Annotated in this window: 1 protein-coding gene; it reads right to left on the reverse strand. The window is 70.2% G+C overall.

Annotated features, from left to right (window positions below; all coding sequences use genetic code 11):
• Positions 1 to 2,070: site-specific recombinase (locus tag ABY44_RS05680; protein WP_431640943.1), on the reverse strand; the 2,070-nt coding region annotated here is incomplete at its 3' end.
• Positions 2,071 to 2,444: the final 374 nt, after the last annotated feature.

Here is a 2,444-nt window from a genome sequence, read left to right on the forward strand (position 1 = left end):
CGGCCAGAACAGCGCGAGCGGATTCGACAGCACCGTGCGGACGATCGCGGCGACGAGCGCGCGCACCTTGGTCGGGCGCAGGCTGCGCGAGCGCACGGCCATCGTGAACGCGAGCGCGAAGCTCACGAGCACGTTGAGGATCGCCATGCTGAGCACGCCGGCGCCGGCCCACCACAGCTCGGGGGTGCCCAGCGCGCCCTTGCCCAGCACGCCGAGCGCGATCCCGATCGAACCGGCCGACAGCGTCACGTGCCGCACCTCGAACGGGAACATGAACACGGTGACGATCGCGGGGATGAGGCCGAGCATCAGGCCGAGGCCGACGTTCGCGACCACGCCGGCCACGTTCGACCGGCAGAAATGCGCGAGCTTCGCGGCGCCGGCCGCGCCGAGCGTGAGGCGCAGCCGGCGGTTGTACGTGAGCGCGTCGCCGACCCGGTGCAGCACGAACCAGTTGTCGGCCCAGCCCGCAAGCAGGCTCGACGCCCACAGCAGCACGCCGGTCAGCGCCGCGTAGAGCGGCGTCGGGCCGAGCAGCGAGAACGAGTGCAGCGTCGCGTGCGCCTTCTCCGGCGAGATCAGGTTCGCATGCAGCAGGTTGCCGGCAAACAGCTGCACCAGCAGGCACACGGGCAGCACGACGAGCACGTTGCCCGAAATCGCGGCGGCCTGCGTGCGGATCAGCGCGATCACCGATGCCACGAACGCCTTCACGCCTTCGTCGTGGCCCGTGTCGTCCAGCTCGCGCGCGAGCGTCGGCGCGGTCATCGCAGGCTGCTTGGTCGCGAGCGTGAAGTGCAGGAAGTGCATCAGCATGAAGCTGGCCGCGTAGTTGATGCCCGCGAGCAGCCCTTCGAGCATCGACTGCAGGTGCGCGCCCGTGATCGCGAACTTCACGCACACCGTCACGACGGTGACGAGGCCGCCGCCCGCGGCCATCCGCAGCATCTTCAGGTACTCGGCGCGGCCGCGCGAGATGTAGTGCTCGCCGGTGTCCGCGTTGGTTTCGACGAGCTTGCGCGCGAACAGCGAGAAGTTGCTGCGCACGAGGTGCGACACGCTCTGGCTGTTGTGGTTCGCGTCGACGAGCTCGGCCGTCAGGTGCGCCATCCCGTGCAGGTCGTCGCGCGCCATCCACGCGTTGAGCAGCATCTCGGCGCGCAGGATGCGCATGCGCATCCGCTCGACCTGGAACACGATGTCGACCGACACGCCGTTGCGGTACAGGTGCGAGAACACCTCGTCGACGGCGATCCGGCATTCGTCGAGCAGCACGCGCAGGTAGTTGACCTCGTGCAGCAGCTTGCTCGGGTCGCCGCCGTCCTCGACGGCCGCGTGCGCGGTCTCGACCGCGAGCATCGCGCGCGTGAGGCGGTAGAACGGCTGCGTTTCCAGCGGCTTGCGCGCGTCGTCGTCGGAGAGCCGGCTGCGCACCGTCTGCGACAGGCCGGTCGAGCTGATCTGGCAGGTCAGGTTGTGCAGCGCGGCCAGCAGGTCGCGCGAGAACGAACCCGGCTCGTGGCGCTCTTCGTCGGTGACGTCGAACGAGAACAGGTCGGCGAGGCGCGTGAGGAGATCGTCGGGCAGCGCGTCGATCCATTGCGCGTCTTCCGGCGTCGGGAACATCAGCGTGAAGAGCGCCGACAGCTCGCGGCGGTTCGGCGCCGGCGGGATCAGCGACGAGTCGATCCGTTCGAACAGCGCGCCGAAGAAGCCCGAGTGCACGGGCATGCCGGCGTCGCACAGGAGCGAGATGCCGTCGCACTCGCGCAGGATGCCGCGCAGGATGCGCGCGGCGTGCGCCTTCCATGCGGGGTTGCGATCGAGCACGTGGAACAGGTAGCGCAAGCGCGCGTGGGCCGGGTACGCGCGCGCATCGGCGTCGCGATCGGCCGGCGCGTCCTGCATCGTGCCGGTGCGGCGCAGCCAGTGCGCGAGCTCGATCAGCCATTCGCTGCGCTCGGCGTACGACGCATCGGCGTCGGCGTGCGCGAGCAGCGCATCGAGCTGGTGACCGGCATTGCGCGACGCGCGCCACTTCTTGATCAGGGTCGTCAGGGAACGAAACATAAACGGAATAGCGAAAGCCCTCGGCGGGCGGGTTCGGGATGCCGGCCGGGAAACGGCGCGGCGCCGGGGAGAACGGGTGAGACGGGGCAGGTTGCCGGACGATGCGAGGCGACCCGCGATGCGGCTGCCCCGCTGCGGTGCACGGTGCGGGCGCCGGGCGGCACGGCGGTCGGGCCGAACACGGCCCGGCGCCGCTGGCTGGCGCGCACGACGAGCGGCGCGGGCCTGAAAGTGCGTAGGATCGTCAATCGGGCCGGAAAACGCAAGCCGACCGCGTTGCACGAAGCCGGTTCCGGCCGACTTTGACAAACAATGTCATGGCCGGCCGCGGCCCCGCATCGCCGATGGCGGCCGGCGGTCGCTATCGGACGCGC

The sequence above is a fragment of the Burkholderia sp. ZZQ-2 genome, assembly GCF_050768715.1.
Classification (GTDB): domain Bacteria; phylum Pseudomonadota; class Gammaproteobacteria; order Burkholderiales; family Burkholderiaceae; genus Burkholderia; species Burkholderia cepacia.